Genomic DNA, 16,058 nt, shown 5'->3' on the forward strand with positions numbered 1-16,058 from the left:
AAAGGGGCGCAGCATGGCCTTCCTCTCTGACACCCTGGCGCGCGTCAAACCCTCGCCCACCATTGCGGTGACGACCAAGGCGCAGCGGCTGAAATCCGAGGGCCGTGACGTGATCGGCCTTGGCGCGGGCGAGCCGGATTTCGACACGCCGGAAAACATCCGTGCGGCGGCAAAGCGGGCCATCGACAACGGCAAGACACGCTATACGGCGGTGGATGGGATCCCTGAATTGAAGGCCGCGATCTGTTCCAAGTTCCTGCGGGAAAACGGGCTGACCTACACGCCGCAGCAGATTTCGGTCGGCACCGGCGGCAAGCAGATCCTCTACAACGCGCTGATGGCGACCTGCAATCCGGGGGACGAGGTCATCATCCCTGCGCCCTACTGGGTGTCTTACCCGGACATGGTGCTGCTGGCGGGGGGGACCCCGGTGCCGGTGGTGGCGGGGATCGAGACCGATTTCAAGCTGACCCCGGAGCAGCTGGAAGCCGCGATCACGCCGCGGACCAAGTGGTTCATATTCAACTCTCCTTCCAACCCCACCGGCGCGGGCTATACCCGGGCAGAGCTGAAGGGCCTGACCGACGTGCTGATGCGCCACCCGCATGTCTGGGTGATGTCGGATGACATGTACGAACACCTGGTCTTCGACGATTTCGAATTCTGCACTCCTGCCGAGATCGAACCGGGCCTCTATGACCGCACGCTGACCTGCAACGGGGTGTCGAAGGCCTATGCGATGACCGGCTGGCGGATCGGCTATGCCGGGGGGCCGGTCGCGCTGATCAAGGCGATGGGGACGATCCAGAGCCAGTCGACCTCGAACCCCTGTTCGGTCAGCCAGTATGCGGCGCTTGAGGCGCTGTCCGGCCCGCAGGAGTTCCTGGCCGACTGGCGGAAGGTCTTCCAGGGCCGCCGCGACCTGGTGGTTGGCATGCTGAACCAGGCCAAGGGCATCCGCTGCCCGAAGCCGGAAGGCGCGTTCTATGTCTATCCCGACATCGCGGGCTGCATCGGGAAGGCCACGCCCAAGGGCACGGTCATCACCAACGACGAGGTCTTTGCGACGGCCCTGCTAGAGGAAACCGGGGTGGCGGTGGTCTTCGGGGCGGCCTTTGGCCTGTCGCCGAACTTCCGGATCAGTTATGCGACCAGCGATGAGGTGCTGCGCGAGGCCTGTTCCCGCATTCAGGCCTTCTGCGCGGCGCTCGTCTGACGGCAGGGTTGACGAGACCGCTGCGCTATTGAAGGAATGGCAGGGTGCAGGCCGGGGTTGTCCCGCGCCCGCACAGGCAATGGACCGATGGAAGATGACCGCTGACCTTCCCGATTACTACTTCCGGGTGCGCGAGAACGGCGCAGCGGTCTTCCGCATCGGCACGGAGAACCGCCAGCGCCGGATCGAGATGGACGAGATCGCCACGGTCAACGTGAAGAACGGCAACATCAAGCCGCATGGCGAGGTGAAGCTGACCGCGGCGGACAAGGCGGCGATCGAGGAGTGGCTGGCGGCGCGGCAGGCGCAGCTGGCGATGCGCGAGGTGGACGACATCCTGCGCACGGTCGATCACCTGAACCTGACGACGCAATGGGCGCAGTCCCGCGCGACGGACGCCCAGCTTGAGGCGGTGACGGATCAGCTGCTGCTGGCGATGCACGACTTGCGGACGATGCTGGTCAAGCGCAAGGCCGACCGGCTGGCCAAGGGCGACAGTTGATCAGCAGGGCGGAACGGTCAGGCCCGTCGCGGGCATGGGTCCGATGTCGTCAACTTGGCCGTCGCGGACACGCATCACCCGGGTCCAGTCGCCCGAGGCGAGAATGAGTTCCGGCCCCTGCCCGCAGTCGCGCACCCCGCCCGAGATGAAATCCTCGCCGATCCGGTGGTTGGTCAGGCCCGGCAGGCGCAGGGTCTCGACCAGCTTGTCGCCCTCCAGCCGGACGAAGACCAGGTCCTTCCGCAGATGCGGGCGGTCGACATAGGCGATCTCCACCCGTCCGTCGCCGTCGAAATCGGCGATCCCGGCGGGGGCAAGCCAGCGGTGATGCGGCAAAGGCGCAGTGGCGGCGATCTGGCCGAAGCTGTCTCCCGCCACCCCGTAGACCGCCAGTTGTGCTCCCTGCCCGCCGCCCGAGCGGACCACAATCACCTCGTTCAGGCCATCGCCTGTCAGGTCGGTAAGCCGGGGCGCGGTGTCTTCGAAGACATGGCCCTGACCCGCCGAGATGGCTGACCCGCAATCCGACGTCAGACCAACCGGCACGTATTGGAGGTGGAGCATGGTCGGTTCATGGTCGCGGCCCAACACGAAATGATCATAGGCCGTCGAGGGACCATCGAACCAGGCACGGCCGATGATGTTGCCGCCGGCATCGACTGTCAGCGAGGCTGGGTAGGCGGAGGCACTGTAGGGATCGACGATACAGGCTGTGGCAGGAGCCGAAAGGACGATCAGTCCCGTCAGCGCAAGGGCTGCCGAGCGCATCCTATATCTGCTTTTCCGGCATCTGCACGCGCAACCCGTCCAGCGCGTCGGTGACCTTAAGCTGGCAGGTCAGGCGGGACCGGGCCGGGTCGGGGCGCCAGGCGAAGTCGAGCATGTCGGCTTCCATGTGGTCCTTCTTCGGCAGCTTGTCGACCCAGGCGGGGTCCACGTAGACGTGGCAGGTCGAACAGGCGCAGGCGCCGCCGCAATCGGCCTCGATCCCCGGGATGCCGTTGTCGCGCGCGCCTTCCATCACGGTCAGGCCGTTCGCGACCTCGACGACGTGCTCTTTGCCATTGTGTTCGACGTAAGTGATCTTCGCCATTTCGGTCTCCAGGGATCGTCTGACGTGACATAGGCCAGTCCGGCCCGATTTGCCAGAGGGGAGCGGGCTTGCCCTGCCATGCGGATGTTCTATTATTGTTCTCATGACGATGATCCTGCCCTCTGCCCCGCGCGGGTCCTGGCCGCGCCCGCCCAAGGCCCTGCAGGCCGCCCGGCTGGGTGAGCCGCCCGCCGGCGCGCGGGTGACGGTGGCGGGGCTGGTGCTGGTCCGGCAGCGGCCGGGGACGGCGAAGGGGGTGATCTTCGTCACGCTGGAGGATGAGACGGGGACGGCCAACGTGGTGGTCTGGGCCAACGTCTACGAACGCTTTCGCCGGGCGGTGATCGCGGGGCGGCTGTTGCGGGTGACGGGCAAGCTGCAGCGCGAGGCGGGGGTGGTGCATGTGGTGGCGGAACTGATCGAGGACCTGTCGCCGCTTCTGGACCGGCTTCTGGACCCCGGGTTCAAGTTCGACGGGGTCAGGGCGGGGGACCAGCCTTAGGGCGCAAATTCAAATTCCTTAAGCAAGGAATTTGGCGGCAGAGGAGCCCCCGCCGCCATTCCTTCGTTTCAAGCCGACGCTCAGTTCTCGATCGACAGCGCCACGAACCGGGGATCGCCGCCGCGGCGGACGAGAAGCAGGATCGACTTGCGGCCCGCGTCCTGGGCTTCCTTGATCCGGTCCTCCAGGTCCTGCAGGCGGACGACCTTCTGCTGGCCGGCCTCGGTGATCAGGTCGCCCTCGGTCAGGCCCTTGGTGAAGGCCTCGGACGCCTGGTCGACGGCCACGATCATCAGACCCTCGGCCGAGGCCTCAAGCCCCAGCTTCGAGCGCATCTCGTCATCCAGCGGCGCGAGCGTCAGGCCCAGCGTCTCCAGTTCCTTCGGCTCTTCCGCCGCCGGGGCCGAGGCGGGCATGGTCTCGGCTTCGGCCTCTTCGCGGCGGCCAAGGGTGACCTGCAGCGTCTCGGTCTTGCCATTGCGCAGGACGATCACCGGCACCGCCTCGCCGATGGGCGCGTCGGCCACGCGGCGGGTCAGGTCGCCCGCGTCGGACACTTCCTGCCCGGCAAAGCGGGTGATCACGTCACCGGCGACGATCCCGGCCTCCTTGGCCGGACCGTCGGGCACGTCCGAGACCAGCGCGCCCGCGGCCACGTCAAGGCCCATGGATTCGGCGATCTCGGGCGTGATGTCCTGGATGCGCACACCCAGCCAGCCGCGCCGCGTTTCACCAAATTCCTTCAGCTGGTCGACAACCTTGGTCACCACGTTCGACGCCATCGAGAATCCGATGCCGATGGACCCGCCGTTGGGCGACAGGATCGCGGTGTTCACGCCGATCACCTGGCCGTCCATGTTGAACAGGGGGCCACCCGAGTTGCCGCGGTTGATCGCGGCGTCGGTCTGCAGGTAGTCGTCATAGGACCCCGAAAGCTCACGCCCCCGGGCCGACACGATGCCCGCCGAGACCGAGAAGCCCTGGCCCAGCGGGTTGCCCATCGCCATGACCCAGTCGCCGACGCGCATCAGGTCAGAGTTGCCGAAGCTGACGAAAGGCAGCGGCTTGTCGCTTTCGACCTTCAAGAGCGCGATGTCGGTCTTGGGGTCGGTGCCGACCAGCTTCGCCTTCAGTTTCTCGCCCGAGAAGAACTCGATCTCGATCTCGTCGGCGCCTTCGATGACGTGGTTGTTGGTGACGATATAGCCATCCTCGGAGATGACGAAACCAGAGCCCAGCGCCTCGGACCGCTGCGGGCCACCCGGACCGGGGCCGCCGAAGTCATCGAAGAAGTCCTCGAACGGGCTGCCTTCGGGCACCATGGGCATGCCGTCGGCGGGGCCCGACACCATGGCGCTGGTGGTGATGTTCACGACCGAGGGGCTGATTTTCTCGGCCAGTTCGGCAAAGCTTTCCGGGGCGCCGAAGGCCTGTGCTTCCTGCACGGGGGCGACGCTGAGGCCAAAGCCCAGGACCAGTGCCAAAAGCGTGCTGGACCGCAGGGCCGAGCGGATGGAGGGGGTGAGATCGGGCACGATGCGAACTCCTGTTCATGGGTCTGGCGAGGAAGGCGAGCCATCGGGGGCCTTCCCGTCGCCGCTGAACAAACAGTTAGTGGAAGGTCCCCGCAATGCAAACCCCGTCGCGGCGCTTCAAAGGGATGTGAACGCGAATGTCATGCAAGGTGATCATCGCAGACGCCCCTGCATGGTGCCGGAGCGTCAGGATGCTTGCGCCAGCCAGACGATCAGCACCCCCAGCGCCAGCGCGCCAAGACCGATCATCCGGCGGGTATCGACGGGCAGACCGGCGATGACCCGCAGCACGTCCTCGATACGACGAGGGGCCAGTGCAAGCACCAGCCCCTCGATCGCCAGCACCAGACCCAGTGCCAGAAGGATTTCGGTCACGGAGCCGGGGCCGGAGCCGGCGTCGTCGGGCCGACCGATGCGCCGCTGGGACGTCCGGCATCGGACCGCAGATAGTCGAAGAACTCGCTGTCCGGCTGCATCACGATCGAGGAATTGCCCCCCTTCAGGCTCGTCTCATAGGCCGAAAGCGAGCGGATGAAGGCAAAGAACTCCGGGTCCTGGCCATAGGCTTCGGCGAGGATGCGGTTCCGTTCGGCATCGGCCTCGCCGCGGATCACATCGGCCTGGCGCCGGGCGTCCGAGGTGAGTTCGATGACCGTCCGGTCGGCAGACGCCCGCACCCGTTGCGCGGCTTCGCCACCGCGGGCCTTTTCGTCGGCCGCTTCTCGTTCGCGTTCGGCGCGCATCCGGGCAAAGGTCGCCTCGAGGTTCTGTTCCGGCAGGTCGGTCCGGGTCAGACGCACGTCGATCACGTCGACCCCAAGGGCCGCCCCTTCGCGCTTGGCGATGGCAAGGATCTGGTTCATCAGCGCCGCTCGGTTCTGGCTGAGGACCTGATCCTGCGTCGCATTACCCAGGACTTCGGGGATCGCCTGGGACAGGATGTTGCCCAGAAGCTGCGTGGCCCGCTCTTCGGCCCCGGTCCCGACCGACTGGCGGAACTGCACCAGATCGACGATGCGCCACCGCGCGAAGGCGTCGACCACCAGGCGGCGGTCGGACAGCAGCGTGACTTCGATGGGCTGGGTCTGCAGGCCGAGGATACGGTCTTCGTACAAGACCACATCCTGCAGAAGCGGGACCTTGAAGCCAAGGCCGGCCTCTTGCTTGACCTGCATGACCTGACCGAATTGCAGCACCAGCGCCTTCTTGCGTTCATCGACGATGAAGACCGACGACAGCACCAGCACAAGCGCCACGAACAGGACGGCGGGAATGACGTAAATCGCGCGCATCAGTTCGACCCTCCCGACGTGCCGGCCCCTTGGGTGGGCGTCATCCTTCCCAACTCGTTCAACGGCAGGAAGGGCACGACGCCCTGTCCGGCTTCACCGCCCGACACCCCGTCGAGGATCACCTTGTTCATGCCTCCCAGCACCCGTTCCATGGTTTCCAGATAAAGCCGCCGCCGGGTCACCTCGGGCGCCTTCACGTATTCGGTGTAGACCGAGATGAAGCGTGCCGCTTCACCCTGAGCGCTGTTCACGGCCTGGGCCCGGTAGGCTTCGGCGTCTTCCAGAAGCCGCGCGGCCTCGCCTCGGGCACCGGCGGTGACCTGGTTGGCGTAGGCGTCGGCCTCTTTTTCCAGCCGGTCGCGTTCCTGCGCGGCCGCCTGCACGGCGCGGAAGGCATCGATCACCTCACGCGGGGCCTGGGCCACCGACAGGTTGACCCGGATCACCGTGATCCCGGCGTTGTAGCTGTCGAGCGTCGCCTGCACGGCAGTCCGAAGATCCGATGCAATGACGCCCCGGTCGCGGTTCAGGATCGGCGACAGTTCCGACCGGGCAATGATGTCGCGCATCGCGCTTTCGCTGACCGCCTTGATCGTCGCTTCGGGCTCGGCCAGGTTGAACAGGTACTTCTCGGCGTCCGAGATGTTCCACACGACCTGAAAGCCGATGTCGACGATGTTCTGGTCGCGGGTCAGCATCAGACCGCCGTCCGTGTTGCCCTGCACCGCGCCGATGTCGGTGGTGCGTTCGCCGGTCACCTGGACCTTTTCATAGGTCACGATGGGCCAGGGCGCGAAGTTCAGGCCGGGCTCGCCCACACCCGAGCTTTCGCCCAGGAACAGTTCGACCGACTGTTCTTCGGGCCGGACGGTGTAGAAGGACATGAAGGACCAGACCGCGATCAGCGCCAGCGCCCCAAGCGCTATGCCCTGCTTGGTGAAGACCGGACCGTCAGGCTCGCCGCCCGGGCCGCCGGTGCCGCGATTGCCGCGCCCGCCCATCAGGACGCGCAGCTGTTCCTGGCCACGTTTCATCAACTGGTCGATCTCGGGGATCTGGCCCCCGCCCTGACCCGGCCTGCCGCCGCGACGGTCGTTGTCGTCGTCGTTGTTGCCCCGTCCACCCCGGTCGTCCCCGCCCGAGCCGCCACCGCCGCCCCAGGGACCGCCACTTCCTGCCATTGATCGAACCTCTTCCAGAACTTTAGCCTAAGCTGGTCATATCCAGCCAGAAATCAACCCGTCCCGCCCGTTTGTCAGGCAGTTCGTACCGGTTTTCGCATCGTCACCAATTCCTCGGCCATGGTCGGGTGCACCGCACAGGTGCGGTCGAAATCCTCTTTCGTGGCGCCCATGCCAATGGCGATGGCGGCCAGCTGGATCATTTCGCCCGCTTCGGGTGCGACGATGTGACAGCCCAGGACCTTGCGGCTGGACTGGCTGACGATCAGTTTCATCAGCACCCGGTCCTGCTTGCCGGCAAACAGCGTCCGCATCGGGCGGAAGGCGGTGGAATAGACCTCGATCGGCCCCTGCGCCCGCGCCGCTTCCTCGGACAGGCCGACGCTGCCCATCTCAGGTTGCGTGAAGATGGCCGAGGCGACAAGTGTGTGGTCGAAGGCGGTGGGTTTGCCGCCAAAGACCGTGTCGGCAAAGGCGTGGCCCTCGCGGATGGCGACCGGGGTCAGGTTGACCCGGCCCGTGACATCGCCCACGGCGAAGACGGACGGCACGGCGGTCTGGCTGTAGGCGTCGACCGGGATCTCGCCGTCGCGGCCAAGGGTCAGGCCAAGGGCTTCGAGGCCCAGGCCCGCGGTATTGGGGCGGCGGCCGGTGGCGTAGAGGACCAGGTCGAACTCGCGTTCGGACCCGTCGGTCGCCACGGCGCGGATGCCGCCTGCGGTCTTCTCCAGCCGCATCACGTCGGTGCCGCAGTGGATGTCGATCCCACCACTGCGCATGGCGTTCGACACATGGCCGCGCGCCTCGTCGTCAAAGCCGCGCAGGATCTGCGCGCCGCGGTAGTATTGGCTGACCTGCACGCCGAGGCCTTTCAGGATGCAGGCGAATTCCGATGCGATGTACCCGCCGCCCACCACCAGCGCGCGCTTGGGCAGGGCGGGCAGGTGGAACATCTCGTTCGAGGTGACGGCAAGCTCCTTGCCGGGGATGTCGGGGACAAAGGGCCAGCCGCCGGTGGCGACCAGGATGTGCTTGGTGGTGAACTCCTGGCCCGAGGCCAGCCGCACCCGATGCGCATCGACGATCACCGCGCGTTCGTCGTGGACGATGACGCCTGCGTTCTTCAGCGTGTTGCGGTAGGCGCCTTCCAGCCGGTCGAGCTCGGTTTCCAGCCGGGTGCGGAAGCGGGCCCAGTCGAAGCCGCCCAGCGTTGCGTCCCAGCCATATTCCCGCGCCTCGGCGATGGCTTCGGGGTAGGCGGAGGCAAACACCATCAGCTTCTTCGGCACGCAGCCCCGGATGACGCAGGTGCCGCCCATCCGGCTTTCCTCGGCCAGGCCCACCTTGGCACCGTATTCGCCCGACGCAATCCGCGCCGCCCGCACCCCGCCCGAGCCGCCGCCGATGACGAAAAGATCGTAGTCGAAGGTCATGTCACACCTTTCCCGCAGGCGTTGCCTGTATCCCAGCTACGCCTTTGCGGCCCCGGACGGAAGCCCGCTGCCGCACTTTTCGGTTCCCTTGCGGTAAGCGGGCCGGGTCCTGTGCCCTATCCGACGATGCGCTTGAGCCGCGCCTGAAGCAGCGCGACCAGGTCCGGCTGCATGTATTCAAAGCTGTCCGGGATACCCAGGCAAACCAGCCGCTTGCCCTTAAGCGAGGGTGCCATCTGCCGCTTGAGCCGGGACAGCTGGGCCTTCTCCATGACGGCAATCGTGTCCGCCCATGCCAGATGTTCAGGCGTCACGCGTTCGTCGGCGTCGGCGCTGAGCCCCGCGAAGTCGGTTTGCAGGCCAAATTGCTCGGCCGCCACGGCTGCAGCCGTCGGACTGCGCTTGCGCGCCTTGCCGCAGATGAAGAGGATGTTGGTCATGCCATCCCGGCCCCCGCCCCCGGGCGCCCTTCACTCCAGGTCGGCGAAGATGTTCGGGCTTTCGGTCAGGTCGACCGAGCCGTTCTCGATCCGGCCCGAATTGATGTCGCGCACCGTGACCCGGCCGTCGGCATGGCCGATCACCACGATGTCGCAGATGTCGATGAAGAGCCCGTTTTCCACCACGCCGGGAATCTGGTTCAGGACAAGGGCCAGCTGCCGGGGATTGCCGATCCGCTTGAGGTTCAGGTCCAGAATACAGTGCCCCTCATCCGTGCGCAGGGGCGCGTCGTTCTGCATCCGCAGGCTCACCTCGCGGTTCATCACGTCAAGGCTGTAGAGCGTTTCCTCAATCAGCGCCTTGGTGGTCTGCCAGCCGAAGGGGATCACCTCGACCGGCAGGGGAAAGGCGCCCAGCTGTGCCACTTCCTTGGCCGCATCGGCGATCACGATCATCCGGTCGCTGGCCGTCGCCACGATCTTTTCCTGCAGAAGCGCCGCGCCGCCGCCCTTGATCAGGTTGAGGTTCGCGTCGAACTCATCCGCGCCGTCGATGGTCAGGTCCAGCCATTTCACCTCGTCCAGGCCCACGACCTGCAGCCCGCTCGCCTTTGCCAAATCCACCGTGCGCGACGAGGTCGCGACGCAGGTGACCTGCAGGCCTTCGTCGCGCACCCGTTCGGCCAGGCAACGCACCATCCAGGCCGCGGTCGAGCCGGTGCCAAGGCCAAGCTTCATCCCGGATTCGACGAAATCCACCGACCGCCGGGCGGCGACATACTTGGCCTGGTCGATGGGTGACAGTTCGGCAGCCATGGCGAAATCCCCTGTTGGTTGCCCCGGAATAGCGCAAAGACTGCTGCAGGGCGAGAGCCTATACAGGGGACAATCCGCCGGGAATCGGGAAACACCAGAGGTTCAGCCGGCCTCGGTCGCCTGTGCCGCCGCCGCCTCGATCTCATCGACCGAGAGGGCGGAATTGCCGTCGCGGTCGAGCGTCAGGAGCGCGCGCAGCATCGTAGCCTCCTCCTCGTCCAGGGCGCGCAGGCCGGCGGCGCGGGCGTCAGCGGCCAGTTCTTCGGCATCGACGCGGCCGTCGCCATCCAGGTCCGCCGCGCGGAACTGGCGGTCCAGCCGGCCCCGAGTCGAAGCGCTGGCCGCGCGCTGGGTGATCGCAAGCTCCTCTCCGTCCAGCGTTCCGTCGGCATCGAGGTCCATCGCCAGCATCCGCCGCAGTGCCGTGGCCCGGGCAGCGGCGCGTTCCAGAAGGATATGCTCCTCGATCCCTTTGGCCGTCAGGCCATCCGGCCCGCCGAACCCGGCGATCAGGTCGGTGACCCGGGCGGCAAAGCGGTCAGGGTCGCGGCCCATCGCCTTGTCCAGCGCCGAAACCGGGGCCGCGCCTTCCGCCCAGGCCGCCTGCGTCATGGCGACCACCGCCACGACGATCATTCCCTTTGCCAGTTGCATTCTGCACTCCCGTTCCGCACTCGCGCCGGAAGACTGACCCGAACTTGGTTGACAAGCCGTTAACCCTGCTGCGTCGATGCGCGTCAGAGAGTCGCTTTTTGCGCAGCGATACGGGCAAAGTTGCGCCAGCTTGACCAAGGCCCACCCCAAGGCTCACTGCGAAAGACCACGATGTACAAGCTGCACTACGCCCCGGACAATGCGTCCTTGATCATCCGCCTTGTGCTGGATGGGTCGGGCATCCCGTACCGGACGGCGCTGGTCGACCGCAGGACGCGGCAGCAGGACAGCCCGGCCTATCGCGCGCTGAACCCCACGGGCCTGATCCCGACGCTGGAGACGCCACACGGGCCGATCTCGGAAACCGGGGCGATCCTGTTATGGCTGGCCGATACCCACCGCCTGGCCCCGGCCACGGGAGAACGGCAGCGGCCGGAATTCCTGCGCTGGCTGTTCTTCCTGTCGAACACCGCGCATGCCGATCTGCGCACGATCTTCTACCCGCACCAGTATTCCCCCGCCGAGGCGCATCGCAGCCATCTGGAGATCATGTCGTCCCGGATGAAGCGCCACTTCGCCCTGCTCGACGACGCCGCGGCCCTGCACCCTGCGCTGTTTGCGGCCGGCAAGCCCCTGGGCGTCTACACCATCGTCCTGACCCGCTGGGCGCAGCTTTACCCCGAGGACGGTCCGCGCTGGCTGGACATGGCCGACTACCCGACACTTGCCGACCTGGCCCAGGCGCAGGAAGCGCGCGTCGAAACCCGGGTGATCGCCCGGGCCGAAGGCTTGGGTCCGCAGCCCTTTACCCGGCCCGAACAACCGAACCCGCCCGAAGGCAGCGTGCTGTGACCCTGACCCTGTATCATTGCCCGGACTGGGCCTCGCAGATCATCCGGCTGGCGCTGGAGGAGATTGGCGTCCCCTACGACATCCGCCCGATGGACTGGGACGCGGGCGATTTCGACGACCCCGGCTTTCTTGCGGTGAACCCGCTGGGCCTTATCCCGGCGCTTGAGACGCCTGATGGCCCGATCTTCGAGACGGCGGCGATCCTTCTGTGGCTGAACGCCCGGCATGGCGGGCTGGGTCCGCGGATGGAGGATCCCGCGGCGGCGGCCTTCCTGTCCTGGCTTCTGTTCACCGCCAACACCGTCCACCCAACGGTGATGGCGCTGATCCACCCCGACCGCCCCGCTGGCCCCGAGGCGGCGCTTGAGGCCGGGCGGCTGGCGCTGGAACGGCTGGTGGAGCAGGCCGGGCATCTGGAGCGGCTTGTCGCCCCCGGCGCGCCCCTGTGGCTGACCCCTGCGCAGCCCGCGCTGGGGCATTACCTTGGCATCCTTCTCCGCTGGGCTATCTATCTGCCTGAGGACCCGGACCTGCGCTTCAGCCTGACCCCCTTCCCGGCGCTGACCGCCATCCTGGCCGCGCATGAGGCGACCCCCGCCGCACGCCGCCTTGCAGAGATCGACGGGTTGGGCGAGAGACCCTATACCGCACCCGAGGCCGCATGACCCTGACCCTGCACCACGCGCCCGACTTCGCCTCGACCATCGTCCGCTTCGCGCTGGAAGAGCTGGAACTGCCGCATACCCTGGCCATCGTCGACATCGAGAGCGGGGCGCTGACCACCCCCGAATATCGGCAGGTGAACCCCGTGGGCCTGATCCCGGCCTTGGAGACCGACGACGGCCCGATGTTCGAAACCGCCGCGATCCTTCTGTGGCTGGTCGACCGCACCGGCCGCCTGGGCCCCGGCCCCAACGACCCGGACCGGGGAGCGTTCCTGTCCTGGCTCTTCTTCACCTCGAACGCGCTGCACCAGGCGGCGCTGGCGATGTTCTACCCGCACCGCCCGGCGGGCGAGGCGAACTCGGCTGCGGCCCAGGCCACCGCGCAGGAACAGATCACGGCACGGCTGGGGCTGATCGAGGCGATGATCGCCAGCCAGTCGCCGCGCTGGCTGTCACCCGATCATCCCGGCGTGCTGGGCTATTACATCGGCATTCTGGTGCGCTGGCTGATCCTTTTGCCGCCCGCACCCTATGGCGTCCGGCTCGACGACTTCCCCCACCTGAAAGCCGTCCTTGCCGCGCATGAGGCGCGCCCTGCCGCCCTTCGCGTCGCGGCCACGGACGGCCTTGGCCCCACCCCTTTCACCAACCCGGGTACCTGATGTTCCTCTCTGTCTTCGACATGTTCAAGGTGGGCATCGGCCCGTCGTCCAGCCACACCATGGGCCCGATGGTCGCCGCCGCGCGCTTCCTTGACACGATGCGCGCCTCGCCCTTCCATTTCCACGGGCTGCGGGCCTCGCTGCACGGGTCGCTCGCCTTCACCGGGGTCGGCCATGCGACGGACCGGGCGACGATCCTGGGCCTGGCAGGCTTCGCGCCCGACACCTACGACGCCGAGAAGGCGGAAACCACGCTTGCGCGGATCAAGGAGACCAAGGTGATCGAGGCCCCGGGCCTCGGCACCCTCGCCTTCGACCCGGGCCGCGACCTGGTCTTCGACTACGGCCCCGCGCTGCCGGGCCACGCCAACGGGATGATCCTGCGCGCAACCGACGCCCAGGGCGACGTGATCCTGGAGGAGACCTACTATTCCATCGGCGGCGGCTTTGTCCTGACGGCAACTGAGCAGGCCGAGGCCGGGGGCGCCAAGGCCAAGGCGCGGGCGGATGTGCCCTATCCGTTCGAAAGCGCCGCCGAAATGCTGGAGATGGCGAAGAAGTCCGGCCTGTCCATTGCAGCGATGAAGCGCGCGAATGAGCTGAAGTTCCGTTCCGCCAGCGACCTCGACGCCGGGATCAACCGCATCTGGCAAGTGATGAACGACTGCATTTCCAGGGGCATGAAGGGCGAGGGCATCCTGCCCGGTGGCCTCAAGGTCCGCCGCCGGGCCAAGGGCATCTACGACGCGCTGCTGGCCGAGCGCGGGTTGAACCTGACGCCGCCGCACACGATCAACGACTGGATGAGCCTCTACGCCATGGCGGTGAACGAGGAGAACGCCGCCGGTGGCCAGGTCGTCACCGCGCCCACCAACGGCGCGGCAGGCGTCGTCCCCGCCGTTATCCGCTATTGGCTCGACCACGTCCCCGTCGCCAGCGTGACGAAGGTCGGTGACTTCCTCCTGACCGCCGCCGCCATCGGGGGCCTCTGCAAGCACAACGCCTCGATCAGCGGAGCGGAATGCGGCTGCCAGGCCGAGGTCGGCTCCGCCGCCGCTATGGCCGCCGCTGGCCTGGCCGCCGTGCTGGGCGGCACCCCGGAACAGGTGGAAAATGCCGCCGAGATCGCGCTGGAGCATCACCTCGGCATGACCTGCGACCCGGTCAAGGGTCTGGTGCAAGTGCCCTGCATCGAAAGGAACGGCCTCGGCGCAATCAAGGCGGTCTCGGCCGCCTCCCTCAGCTTGCGCGGCGACGGCCAGCACCTCGTCAGCCTTGACGTCTGCATCGAGACCATGCGCCAGACGGGCCGCGACATGCACGAGAAGTACAAGGAAACCTCGCTTGGCGGCCTCGCCGTCAACGTCCCGAACTGCTGAAGAGCCTCCGGCGGGAGTATTTGGAAAAGGGCAAATCCCCTTGCTCTTTTCACAAATACTCCGGGGGTTTGGGGGCAGCGCCCCCTTTCGTCCGAGGAGGAGGCTAAGCCCGACGACGAGACAAAAGGCGCGCGCGCCAGCGCTCAATTTGAAAACCGCCCCCACCCCCGCGATGTCGCTTTCAGGCAGGCAACCGGGCAGCCCAGCCGCTAGGCAGGACGCATGACCCGCGACACTACCCTTCTGGGCGTGCTGATGATGCTCGCCTTCTGCGCCCTTGCGCCGCTCTTGGACGTCGCCGCCAAGCTTGCCGCCGAAGCTGGCGTCCCCGTCGGCCAGGTCACCGCCGCCCGCTTTGTCGTGCAAACCGCGCTGATGCTGCCGTTGGTCCTGGTCATGGGCCTGCCGCTTGGCCTTGACGCGAGGGCGCTTGGCTACACCACGCTGCGCGCGCTGTTCCTTCTTGTCTCGACCTTCGCCTTCGTCTCGGCCATCGAGTTCATGCCGATCGCCGACGCGCTGGCCATCGTCTTCATCGAGCCCTTCATCCTGTTGATCCTGGGGCGATTCCTCTTCGGCGACCAGGTCGGCCCGCGCCGGATCGCCGCCTGCGCCGTGGGCTTTGTCGGCGCGATGTTCGTCATCCAGCCCTCGCTTGCCGCCTTCGGGCTGGTGGCGCTCTGGCCGCTGGCAACGGCGTTCCTCTTCGCCTTCTACATGCTGGTGACCCGGGCGATTTCCGCCTGGATGCACCCGGTGACCATGCAATTCCACACCTCCTGGACCGGGGTCCTCCTCTGCCTGCCCATCATGATCCTCGCCGACGGCTCCGGCATCACGCCGCTGGACCCGATCTGGCCCGAGGGGTGGAACTGGCTCTGGCTGTTCGGCGTGGGCTTCTGGGCGGCGGTCAGCCACATGTGCATGACCTACGCGCTGAAATACGCGCCCTCGGCCACGCTTGCGCCGCTCCACTACTGCGAGATCGTGACGGCGGTGATCCTGGGCTACCTGATCTTCGGCGATTTCCCGAACCGGATGACCTGGATCGGCATCGCGATCATCGTCTCGTCAGGGCTCTATATCATCTACCGCGAAAGGCTGACCGCAAGGGCCAAGGCGCGCGAACCGAACGTCACGGTGCTGACCGAAGCGCCCTGATCGCCGCGTCCAGCCTGCGCCGAGGCAAGATCACCAGCATGCCGCGCCGGTCGAACTCCAGCGTGACCTGCCGCGCCACCACCCGGTTCGAGGTGCCGATCATCCCGTCCGGGGCGAAGTCGATCCCGGCGATGGGCCATTCCAGCCCCGCGCTGCGCCCGGTGACCGGCGCCATCGGAAACAGCGAGAACGGATCGCCGGGGACAAGGTCCAGCGCCAGCCGGTCCGGCGCTGCGAAGGCAAAATCCTTCGGCCCGATCAAGAGGCAGCGCCGTTCCGCCCGGGCGATCAGGGTGGAAAAGGCCGCCAGCCCATGGTCCAGCCGCGCCCCGGCAAAGCCGAGCGCCAGGACCAGCGGCGCCTCGATCAGGCGCAGGGCCTTGTCGAAGTCGGTGGTGACCTGTTCCGCCACAAGGTGCTGGCTTGCCACGGGAATCGCCTGACGCGCGGCGTTGGAAATCGAATCCATGTCGCCGATCACCGCCTGCGGCGTGACCCCCAGCTGCAAGAGCCGGTCAGCCCCCCCATCCGCCGCCACCGGCACCGGCGCGCGCCGCAGGGCCAGCGCAAGGTCGCGAGCCGCAAAGGGGCCGCCTCCGGCCAGCGTTACACCGCGGGTTGACTGGACAATCGGCGTATTCATGTAAGACTGTATCCAATTAAGGCAGATTCCTG

Annotated in this window: 19 protein-coding genes; 8 read left to right on the plus strand and 11 right to left on the minus strand. The window is 66.9% G+C overall.

From position 1 onward, the window contains the following. Positions 1-13: 13 nt before the first annotated feature. Entirely contained in the window at positions 14-1,216 is a 1,203-nt protein-coding gene (locus tag AC2EAL_RS06925; protein ID WP_484723467.1) for a pyridoxal phosphate-dependent aminotransferase, read from the plus strand. 94 nt (positions 1,217-1,310) lie between these two features. Beyond that, positions 1,311-1,718, plus strand: coding sequence for a hypothetical protein (locus AC2EAL_RS06930; protein ID WP_484723468.1), 408 nt, complete (start codon positions 1,311-1,313; stop codon positions 1,716-1,718). Here AC2EAL_RS06930 and AC2EAL_RS06935 read toward each other — a convergent pair whose 3' ends face one another. Both AC2EAL_RS06935 and AC2EAL_RS06940 read right to left on the minus strand, forming a co-directional pair. After that, positions 1,719-2,486, minus strand: coding sequence for an FG-GAP repeat domain-containing protein (locus AC2EAL_RS06935; RefSeq protein WP_484723469.1), 768 nt, complete (start codon positions 2,484-2,486; stop codon positions 1,719-1,721). 1 nt (position 2,487) lies between these two features. Further along, entirely contained in the window at positions 2,488-2,811 is a 324-nt protein-coding gene (locus AC2EAL_RS06940) for a 2Fe-2S iron-sulfur cluster-binding protein (protein WP_484723470.1), read from the minus strand. Between the two features lie 103 nt (positions 2,812-2,914). Here AC2EAL_RS06940 and AC2EAL_RS06945 point away from each other — a divergent pair, with 103 nt between their 5' ends. Next, positions 2,915-3,313 carry an OB-fold nucleic acid binding domain-containing protein gene (locus AC2EAL_RS06945; protein ID WP_484723471.1) on the plus strand — a complete coding sequence of 133 codons (399 nt, stop codon included), beginning with the start codon at positions 2,915-2,917 and terminating at the stop codon, positions 3,311-3,313. 80 nt (positions 3,314-3,393) lie between these two features. Here the strand turns inward: AC2EAL_RS06945 and AC2EAL_RS06950 are convergent, their stop codons facing one another. The 8 genes from AC2EAL_RS06950 to AC2EAL_RS06985 all read right to left on the minus strand — a co-directional run bounded on the left by AC2EAL_RS06950 (position 3,394) and on the right by AC2EAL_RS06985 (position 10,664). Further along, a complete protein-coding gene (locus AC2EAL_RS06950) occupies positions 3,394-4,851 on the minus strand; it encodes a Do family serine endopeptidase (protein WP_484723945.1) in 1,458 nt (485 codons plus the stop codon). A 183-nt stretch (positions 4,852-5,034) separates the two neighbouring features. Next, positions 5,035-5,223, minus strand: coding sequence for a DUF2065 domain-containing protein (locus AC2EAL_RS06955; RefSeq protein ID WP_484723472.1), 189 nt, complete (start codon positions 5,221-5,223; stop codon positions 5,035-5,037). Then, positions 5,220-6,140, minus strand: coding sequence for a protease modulator HflC (hflC, locus tag AC2EAL_RS06960; RefSeq protein ID WP_484723473.1), 921 nt, complete (start codon positions 6,138-6,140; stop codon positions 5,220-5,222). The genes AC2EAL_RS06955 and hflC overlap by 4 nt, the downstream gene beginning before the upstream one ends. Continuing rightward, complete coding sequence (gene hflK / locus AC2EAL_RS06965) at positions 6,140-7,321, minus strand: FtsH protease activity modulator HflK (protein ID WP_484723474.1); 1,182 nt, start codon at positions 7,319-7,321, stop codon at positions 6,140-6,142. The genes hflC and hflK overlap by 1 nt, the downstream gene beginning before the upstream one ends. 74 nt (positions 7,322-7,395) lie before the next feature. Then, positions 7,396-8,754, minus strand: coding sequence for a glutathione-disulfide reductase (gene gor, locus AC2EAL_RS06970; protein WP_484723475.1), 1,359 nt, complete (start codon positions 8,752-8,754; stop codon positions 7,396-7,398). A 116-nt stretch (positions 8,755-8,870) separates the two neighbouring features. Then, positions 8,871-9,194 carry a low molecular weight protein tyrosine phosphatase family protein gene (locus AC2EAL_RS06975; RefSeq protein ID WP_484723476.1) on the minus strand — a complete coding sequence of 108 codons (324 nt, stop codon included), beginning with the start codon at positions 9,192-9,194 and terminating at the stop codon, positions 8,871-8,873. A 30-nt stretch (positions 9,195-9,224) separates the two neighbouring features. Continuing rightward, a complete protein-coding gene (gene rpiA / locus AC2EAL_RS06980; RefSeq protein WP_484723477.1) occupies positions 9,225-10,010 on the minus strand; it encodes a ribose-5-phosphate isomerase RpiA in 786 nt (261 codons plus the stop codon). A 102-nt stretch (positions 10,011-10,112) separates the two neighbouring features. Further along, entirely contained in the window at positions 10,113-10,664 is a 552-nt protein-coding gene (locus tag AC2EAL_RS06985) for an EF-hand domain-containing protein (protein WP_484723478.1), read from the minus strand. A gap of 120 nt (positions 10,665-10,784) precedes the next feature. Here AC2EAL_RS06985 and AC2EAL_RS06990 point away from each other — a divergent pair, with 120 nt between their 5' ends. The 5 genes from AC2EAL_RS06990 to AC2EAL_RS07010 all read left to right on the plus strand — a co-directional run bounded on the left by AC2EAL_RS06990 (position 10,785) and on the right by AC2EAL_RS07010 (position 15,383). Then, complete coding sequence (locus AC2EAL_RS06990; RefSeq protein ID WP_484723479.1) at positions 10,785-11,516, plus strand: glutathione S-transferase family protein; 732 nt, start codon at positions 10,785-10,787, stop codon at positions 11,514-11,516. Beyond that, the gene (locus AC2EAL_RS06995; protein ID WP_484723480.1) at positions 11,513-12,181 is read left to right on the plus strand and encodes a glutathione S-transferase family protein; all 669 of its coding nucleotides are present in this window, start codon (positions 11,513-11,515) and stop codon (positions 12,179-12,181) included. The genes AC2EAL_RS06990 and AC2EAL_RS06995 overlap by 4 nt, the downstream gene beginning before the upstream one ends. Continuing rightward, a complete protein-coding gene (locus AC2EAL_RS07000) occupies positions 12,178-12,843 on the plus strand; it encodes a glutathione S-transferase family protein (protein ID WP_484723481.1) in 666 nt (221 codons plus the stop codon). The genes AC2EAL_RS06995 and AC2EAL_RS07000 overlap by 4 nt, the downstream gene beginning before the upstream one ends. Further along, a complete protein-coding gene (locus AC2EAL_RS07005; RefSeq protein WP_484723482.1) occupies positions 12,843-14,222 on the plus strand; it encodes an L-serine ammonia-lyase in 1,380 nt (459 codons plus the stop codon). The genes AC2EAL_RS07000 and AC2EAL_RS07005 overlap by 1 nt, the downstream gene beginning before the upstream one ends. Positions 14,223-14,444: 222 nt before the next feature. Beyond that, positions 14,445-15,383 carry a DMT family transporter gene (locus tag AC2EAL_RS07010; protein ID WP_484723483.1) on the plus strand — a complete coding sequence of 313 codons (939 nt, stop codon included), beginning with the start codon at positions 14,445-14,447 and terminating at the stop codon, positions 15,381-15,383. Here AC2EAL_RS07010 and AC2EAL_RS07015 read toward each other — a convergent pair. Then, entirely contained in the window at positions 15,358-16,026 is a 669-nt protein-coding gene (locus AC2EAL_RS07015; RefSeq protein ID WP_484723484.1) for a thiamine diphosphokinase, read from the minus strand. The two genes, AC2EAL_RS07010 and AC2EAL_RS07015, sit on opposite strands and share 26 nt — an antisense overlap. Positions 16,027-16,058: the final 32 nt, after the last annotated feature.

Source organism: Tabrizicola sp. T74, assembly GCF_057219935.1.

Excerpts from the sequence above, each read along its gene's own strand:
- AC2EAL_RS06925 (WP_484723467.1), top strand. The coding sequence starts at position 14 with ATGGCCTTCCTCTCTGACACCCTGGCGCGCGTCAAACCCTCGCCCACC.
- AC2EAL_RS06930 (WP_484723468.1), top strand. The coding sequence starts at position 1,311 with ATGACCGCTGACCTTCCCGATTACTACTTCCGGGTGCGCGAGAACGGC.
- AC2EAL_RS06935 (WP_484723469.1), bottom strand. The coding sequence starts at position 2,486 with ATGCGCTCGGCAGCCCTTGCGCTGACGGGACTGATCGTCCTTTCGGCT.
- AC2EAL_RS06940 (WP_484723470.1), bottom strand. The coding sequence starts at position 2,811 with ATGGCGAAGATCACTTACGTCGAACACAATGGCAAAGAGCACGTCGTC.
- AC2EAL_RS06945 (WP_484723471.1), top strand. The coding sequence starts at position 2,915 with ATGACGATGATCCTGCCCTCTGCCCCGCGCGGGTCCTGGCCGCGCCCG.
- hflC (WP_484723473.1), bottom strand. The coding sequence starts at position 6,140 with ATGCGCGCGATTTACGTCATTCCCGCCGTCCTGTTCGTGGCGCTTGTG.
- hflK (WP_484723474.1), bottom strand. The coding sequence starts at position 7,321 with ATGGCAGGAAGTGGCGGTCCCTGGGGCGGCGGTGGCGGCTCGGGCGGG.
- gor (WP_484723475.1), bottom strand. The coding sequence starts at position 8,754 with ATGACCTTCGACTACGATCTTTTCGTCATCGGCGGCGGCTCGGGCGGG.
- AC2EAL_RS06975 (WP_484723476.1), bottom strand. The coding sequence starts at position 9,194 with ATGACCAACATCCTCTTCATCTGCGGCAAGGCGCGCAAGCGCAGTCCG.
- rpiA (WP_484723477.1), bottom strand. The coding sequence starts at position 10,010 with ATGGCTGCCGAACTGTCACCCATCGACCAGGCCAAGTATGTCGCCGCC.
- AC2EAL_RS06985 (WP_484723478.1), bottom strand. The coding sequence starts at position 10,664 with ATGCAACTGGCAAAGGGAATGATCGTCGTGGCGGTGGTCGCCATGACG.
- AC2EAL_RS07000 (WP_484723481.1), top strand. The coding sequence starts at position 12,178 with ATGACCCTGACCCTGCACCACGCGCCCGACTTCGCCTCGACCATCGTC.
- AC2EAL_RS07005 (WP_484723482.1), top strand. The coding sequence starts at position 12,843 with ATGTTCCTCTCTGTCTTCGACATGTTCAAGGTGGGCATCGGCCCGTCG.
- AC2EAL_RS07010 (WP_484723483.1), top strand. The coding sequence starts at position 14,445 with ATGACCCGCGACACTACCCTTCTGGGCGTGCTGATGATGCTCGCCTTC.
- AC2EAL_RS07015 (WP_484723484.1), bottom strand. The coding sequence starts at position 16,026 with ATGAATACGCCGATTGTCCAGTCAACCCGCGGTGTAACGCTGGCCGGA.